Genomic DNA, 7409 nt, shown 5'->3' on the forward strand with positions numbered 1-7409 from the left:
GTTAGCCGGATTTTGTAGTCCGGCTAACAATATTATAACTATTTTAGTATTTCAAGTTTTCTTGCAACAGTTCCTTTGTCTGTGTAAACCTCTATGGTATATACACCGGATGCAATATTGGTTAAGTTAACAACATGCTTGTCCTTAGAATCTGCTTTCGAACGGTAAACTACCTGACCAAGGATATTGTAGATTTCTATCTTCTCCATCTTAAGGTCACCTTTGTTCAGAATCGTAGCCTGACCGTTTGACGGGTTAGGGTAAACCGTAAGCTCATTGTTGCTTATATTAAGCTGGTGGATACCTACAATGTGTGCTCCGATGGTATCGTTTGCAAATCCGCAGGTACTGCTCAGGTGTAACACTACAATAAAGTCACCTACGCTGTCATATACGTGGGTTGGCGATGCTGCATAGCTGTGCAGAGAACCATCTCCGAAATCCCAGTCGTAACCGATAACATTCTGAGGGTATACTGCCGTAAAGTGGAACTGTCTGTCACCATTATTGGCTACCTGAATGCCCTGGATAGACGGAAGCTCGCCCTGCATCATTACCTGGATGGTATCCATTGAAATACAGCCTTCAGCATTGGTTACAAATACACTATAAGAACCTGCTGAGTTTACATCAATGGTCTGGCCGGTTTGGCCGGTATTCCAGAAATATTCAATACTGCCACCACCCGGATTCAATGTAAGTACAACACCGTTACAAACAGTGGTATCGTTACCCAAATGAACAACAGGGTTTTTACGTAGTAAAACATTTACAGTATCACTACCAACACAGGTAAAGCTATTGGTAACTTTTACGTTATAGGTACCGCTTGTGTTTACAGCCCTAACCTGGCTTGTAGTAAGGTTATCCCAAAGGAATGAAGGCGTATTAGGCTGAACACCTGCATCCAATACAATAGAAGTACCGCCGTCAACGCACATATTAACATCCGGTCCTAAATCTACCACAGGTTTAGGGTAAATATTGGCGTGAACTGCTAAACGTGGAGTCTCACAAGGTTTAATAATATTAAACCTGATATTTGGCAAATTAGTGCTCGTACTTGAACCTGTTAATCCACAGGAGGTTGAACCAAGTGTACCATCTGCCCATGCATATAAGAATCGACCGCTTTTAGTTGTGTATTGATGTGTACCTGATGCATCATATTGCGGATTAGTTTGGTTCCAGCAAAGTTGAACTACGATATTATCAGTACCATTCCATACTTGTGGTAATGTGAATGGGAAAGTCTGCCAACCTGTTGCGCTCGGATGAAAACTTGCAGTATTATATACCTGATTCATTCCTGTACCTTGCCATGTTAAGGTTGTCAATGTAGAAGGAACAAATTTTATAGAAACTGTGTAATTCAGGATATTATAATATGGAATACCGGTACAGTTGAATGCAAGAGAAGTTATGTTGCCGGCTGAACCACCTGCTGCCAAAACCTCAGTTGCAGTATATAAAAATTGCATTGTTGATCTTCCATAATAGATATTAAAAGGACCCGCAACAGTTGTTGAACTGTTACTTGTTCCTGTACCTACCTGATAAGCATTTGAAGAGCCACCGGCACCACCTTCTGCAGCAACATAATATGTTTGGCTTGCATTCAGAGATGGTGTAATCCATGGTGTACCTGAACCTATTGCCAAACCACCGGTTGGTGTCTCATACCATTTAGCAGTACTGTTACCAGCTGTTTGTGCCTGCAATGTAACGGTACCAGGCCCGCAATTAAAGCTATCTGTAACACCCAATAATTGAGGATTAACTACCACAACATATTTAACCGGCATTTCGCAAGTATCATTTGTAGATTTAACAAGTGCACGATAGTAGTGGTTGGCAGTCAATGTAGGTGTTGTATAGCTTATGCCGGTTGCACCATTTATGTTTACATAAGAACCGGCAGCTCCGGTTGTGGATTCCTGCCACTGAACTGAATTGGGAGCATAACCTGTAGCCGGAAGCAAGGACAAAATACTGGTTCCTGAAACGCAGATAGAATCAGGTGATCCTTTAATTGATATTGAGTCAGGCTGAACCCAGACACTAAATGTATCGGCATGTGTACATGCAGCAGGTGTAGCACCTGATGAAAATAAATAGTAGGTATGAGCGCCGTTTACAGTTGATTTGAAATAAGCGTTAGGTGCACTTCCAGATACATATGGAGTAGTTGCGCCTGCATTCGTATATAAATCAGCAACGTTTGGAGTCCAGGCATAAGTTGTGTAATTACTCATCGGAGTGGAAGTAACTACAAAGTTTCCTATCTCACCGGAACAAACAACAGCAGGTTTTGCAATGTTGAGAGCAGGTCCGGGAGTAATAGTCGCCACAACAGGCTGACGAGGTCCGACACAACCCAGGGTCATTCCAAAACGAACATTAGGTAAAGAAGTAGAAGTAGATGTTCCTGTTTGTCCGCATCCAGAAGCTACGTTATCATCAATAAAATACAACATCCTGTTAGATACTGTTGAGAACTGATGTTTTCCTTGTGTATTTCCACTACTATAACTGGGCGACGTCTGATCATAGCAAACACAAACAACAATGTTGTCTGTACCATTATATGTAAAAGGTGTAGTAAGGTTACAAGTATTCCAACCTAATGTCGGCTGAAAGGTAGCATTGGTATATACAGGCGTAGCACTACCAAAATTCTGCCATGTAAGTGTTGTAACTGTGGATGGCACAGTCATTATAAATATTCTATAATTGGGCAAAGTAGTATTTCCTCCGCTAGTCTGAACAGGAATGCCTGTACAATTAAAAGCAATTGAATTGATAGTTCCGGAACCACCACCAGCGGCAATCAGCTCGGCTGATGTATACAAATATTGCGCTGATTGATTTCTGTAATAATTACTGAATGGGCCACCGCTTTCATAATCAGCCAATGAGCCTGTTCCATTTCCAATTTGAGGTGTAGCAACAGAACTTCCGGAAGCTGCTGCAGCGTAGAAAGTAGTAGTAGCCGGTATGTATGGAGTAGTATAGTTGTTTGTGGTTGCTACAGGAGAACCACCGGTAGCGCTCGTATACCAATTAATTGTTGAACCGGTTGGCGGAGTTGCTGAAAGAATAACACTACCAGGACCACATCTTGTTGCTCCGGTAACCGTAGGTGTGCCGGGGTTATTTACAACAACCTGAACTGGGCTCGATGTTAAAACTGTTGATGTACCATTACACAAAACAACACATTTAAAATAAGTAGTCGTAGTAATTGGCGTGGTGGTAGTATATGTAGAAGAAGCAGATGTAGAACCAGGAACGTCTATATATGTACCTGCTATAGTCGGGCAACTCTGCCATTTAAAAGTCACTCCGGAAGCAGGAGGCATTGCAGTTACAGGAGTCATAGTAAGTGTAACATTTCCACTTACACAAAGTGAAGATGGCGTTGCAGATGAAGTAGCAGATGCCGGAAATGTTGAAGAAGCACAAGGAACAAGCGCCTGAACTTTAATTACATAATCTTCTGCTTCAGCATAATTATTAGAACCGCAAGCTGCCGGAACAGGAGATATATATGCTGCCCTGATACGCATTCTTACATTACCCGCAGCAGTACTTGCCGGGACTGTAATGTTTGTTGTTATCGCATTAACATACGATCCCATTGTGTAAACTGTTTCACCCGGATCGGCAAAGTCATTATCATAGTTCCAGTCACAATAAACTGCCCACATATAAGTATACGAAGAAGATGGGCCTGCAGCACTTGCTAAAGAAAAGGAATTTCCCTGAATGACAGTAACATACTGGCTTGTATAATCTCCATAACCACTTGCCGAAAAACCGGTACCCATATTGGAAATATTGGTAGAACCTCCTGTGGTTGAAACATTTGTAATATAATAAGATGAAGTCGAAGTATTGGTAGCCGTACAATACTGCGCACTAATTTGGCTCGTCGCCAAAAATAAAATACCAAATAAGGCTGTTACCTTTTTTAGTAATCCATTTTTAAATGTAAAATTTCTCATGAAAAAGTTTTTAAAAAATCATAATATTAGATTAAACACAAAGTAGCATTAGTGTTGCTATTACAAACTAAGAAGATCAATAATGTAAATATTTTTTACCATACGCATATTAAGAAAAGTTAACAAAAGAGATAAAACATCGGGTTACGAATTTAATCAATATTCCGAGCAATCCAACAATGTCTACTTCTCAAAAAAATGCGTTTTTAAACTCCATGTATTTATTATAAGCATACAAATGATTAAAAAGTTCCGGAAAAATTAAGGCCTCAATAATTTTTAATTATGTAAAAGTTAACAAAATGCATCAATATCAAATACTTATCCCTATTTAAATCATTAAAACAAAACAAAATAATATATTATATAACAAATTAACCAACAGAAATTAAGAATAGAACATGCAAGATTTAGGTTGAATCTTATTTACATATACTACCCAATTATGTGGTTTTATTTACCCAACTAATTACTAATGTAATTTAATTGAGTTCCTGCATTTAACCCTTATAGCAAAAAAACGGGCAAGTATAATACTTACCCGTTTAATATATAAAACATTAAATTAAATCAATTACCGGATTACTTCCATTTTCTTAATGACCTTTCCTTTGTCTGTATTAATTACAACATTATATATGCCGGTTGCCAGATTCGCAACACTTAACTGGAATTTTGCATTATTAATATTATTGCCTTTGAATACTTGCTGACCTATGACATTAAATACTTCAACTGATTGTATTCTGATGGAATTATTATTAGAAATTATGACAGAAGATTTAGACGGGTTGGGATAGATAGAGAATACAGACTGAATATCGTTTAGGTCCTGTGTTCCTGTTGGCGTATTGATTCCGTCCGAATGAATAACTTTAGTTACAGAAATAGTTCCGCAATTATTGCTTAGTTCAAGTATTACTGTATAATCACCGGCAACAGTATACTGATGAATTATCTGTCCGGGAATGCCTGTTCCGGGCTGTGTTTGCCCATCCCCAAAATTCCAAAGATAACTGGTAATGTTCTGTGCACCAATTACATTAAAGGTATAGCTGCCATCAGCATTGTCAATCATTGCAATTGAATTTACCAATGGATTGGGATAAGTTGATATTGTAATGGTGTCTGTATCAAAACAACCATCTGTGTTTTGTACTTTTACTCCGTAAGTACCAGCCCCCGAAACTTGTATTGTTTGCGAAAGCTGCGCGTCGCTCCAAATATAAATAGGATTATTAGGATGTGTTCCCGCATCAAGCGTGATTTCTGTTCCTTCACAAATAGTAGTATCCTGTGGATTAATATTTACAATCACTCCAACGAGATTTGATGCTTTTGATGCAGTAACTGTATCGTTTGTATTTACAGCATCCGGCAAACCATTTGCCTGAACAACCCAGGCTTTAATTACTCTTGGAGAAGCATTAGGGAAAAAAACGTCGCCTAATGGAACAATTGCCGTATTATTAGGAGCCGTAACAAAATTGGTCACCGGGGTCGGCATAGTATAAGACACAGGCGTCTGATTCACACCATCAACGGACCAGTTGATAAGCATATCATTTATTGTTGCAGTACCTTTATTAGAAACCTTTACTGAAATCGGTGTAGAGGCATTTGAGCAAAAGTGTGCGTCTGTAATTACACTATCCATCTTCATGTCAATAGGAGGCACGGGCTTAAATCTATAAATCTGGCCGTTGGCGGGAACACCTGCAATTGCAGTTGTAAACGTTGTTGAAGATGGCGTAGGAGATGTCGAAGCGTTATTTAATGATAAGTAGCCTGAAGTTGGGGTAGCGGCATCTGCAAGACCAATCGTAGCTCCTGCTCCTGAAGCCGCCGTAGCAGATATTTGCTGATAAATGTATTCAATAATATTAGTTGATTCGTATAATTTAACCTGTAAATGAAAGGTAGGCGGAGTGGTACTGGAATTTCTTGGAGATTGCCAGTTCTTATATTGAATAGTAAGAACACGATTTGGAGCGAGCCCGGTTGTTAAATAAGTGAAGTTGGAAGCATTAGTTCCTGTAACCCATCCTGCCACATCATCCCAAAAAGCCAACAAACCCGGTTTAAATCCATCAAGCTCTGCGCCAAGACTATTAGTCCAACTGCTTGATGATGTAGAAGTATTAAAACTAACCCAGCAATTTGCATTTGCTCTGACTTGCGTATAATCCGTTCCGCAATAATTAAAAGTAAACCCAATAGGGAAAGCTGCCGATGTTCCATCGTCAGACTGAACGGCTGTCAGTTGTGTTCCTCCCGTAATATCAGTATAAGTTCCGGCAAGTGCAGTAAATTGATATGTACTTGCGCCCTGAGCATTTGCTTTTTGGGTATATGCCAATGCCATAATACCTATTACGGCTAATGCGCTTTGTAAAAATCTTTTATTCATACAGGTATTGGTTAAATGATTGGTTTCTATTAATAATGTGGCAATTACAAAAAATGTAATTGCCACATTAAAATCATTATTTTAGTATTTCAAGTTTTCTTGCAACAGTTCCTTTGTCTGTGTAAACCTCTATGGTATAAACACCGGATGCAATATTGGTTAAATTAACAACATGCTTGTCCTTAGAATCTGCTTTCGAACGGTAAACTACCTGACCAAGGATATTGTAGATTTCTATCTTCTCCATCTTAAGGTCGCCTTTGTTCAGAATTGTAGCCTGACCATTTGACGGGTTAGGGTAAACCGTAAGCTCATTGTTGCTTATATTCAGCTGGTGGATACCTACGATGTGGGCTCCGATGGTATCGTTTGCAAATCCGCAGGTACTGCTCAGGTGCAACACTACAATAAAGTCACCTACGCTGTCATATACGTGGGTTGGCGATGCTGCATAGCTGTGCAGAGAACCATCTCCGAAATCCCAGTCGTAACCGATAACATTCTGAGGGTATACTGCCGTAAAGTGGAACTGTCTGTCACCATTATTGGCTACCTGAATACCCTGGATAGAAGGAAGTTCGCCCTGCATCATTACCTGGATGGTATCCATTGAAATACAGCCTTCAGCATTGGTTACAAATACACTATAAGAACCTGCTGAGTTTACATCAATAGTCTGACCGGTCTGGCCTGTATTCCAGAAATATTCAATGCTGCCACCACCCGGATTCAATGTAAGCACAACACCGTTACAAACAGTGGTATCGTTACCCAAATGAACAACAGGGTTTTTACGTAGTAAAACATTTACAGTATCACTGCCAACACAGGTAAAGCTATTGGTAACTTTTACGTTATAGGTACCGCTTGTGTTTACAGCCCTAACCTGGCTTGTAGTAAGGTTATCCCAAAGGAATGAAGGCGTATTAGGCTGAACACCTGCATCCAATACAATAGAAGTACCGCCGTCAACGCACATATTAACATCCGGC

Annotated in this window: 3 protein-coding genes; all 3 read right to left on the reverse strand. The window is 39.7% G+C overall.

The genetic code is table 11. From position 1 onward, the window contains the following. Positions 1-38: 38 nt before the first annotated feature. Positions 39-4007: an Ig-like domain-containing protein gene (locus F0919_RS07185; RefSeq protein ID WP_150032028.1), complete on the reverse strand. Its 3969-nt coding sequence runs from the start codon at positions 4005-4007 to the stop codon at positions 39-41. Between the two features lie 574 nt (positions 4008-4581). After that, positions 4582-6417, reverse strand: coding sequence for a T9SS type A sorting domain-containing protein (locus tag F0919_RS07190; RefSeq protein ID WP_150032029.1), 1836 nt, complete (start codon positions 6415-6417; stop codon positions 4582-4584). 76 nt (positions 6418-6493) lie between these two features. Further along, on the reverse strand, positions 6494-7409 hold a 916-nt coding region (locus tag F0919_RS07195), incomplete at its 5' end, for a T9SS type A sorting domain-containing protein (RefSeq protein ID WP_190277300.1).

This window comes from Taibaiella lutea (assembly GCF_008629695.1).
GTDB classification, from domain to species: Bacteria; Bacteroidota; Bacteroidia; order Chitinophagales; family Chitinophagaceae; genus Taibaiella; species Taibaiella lutea.

Excerpts from the sequence above, each read along its gene's own strand:
- F0919_RS07185 (WP_150032028.1), bottom strand. The coding sequence starts at position 4,007 with ATGAGAAATTTTACATTTAAAAATGGATTACTAAAAAAGGTAACAGCC.
- F0919_RS07190 (WP_150032029.1), bottom strand. The coding sequence starts at position 6,417 with ATGAATAAAAGATTTTTACAAAGCGCATTAGCCGTAATAGGTATTATG.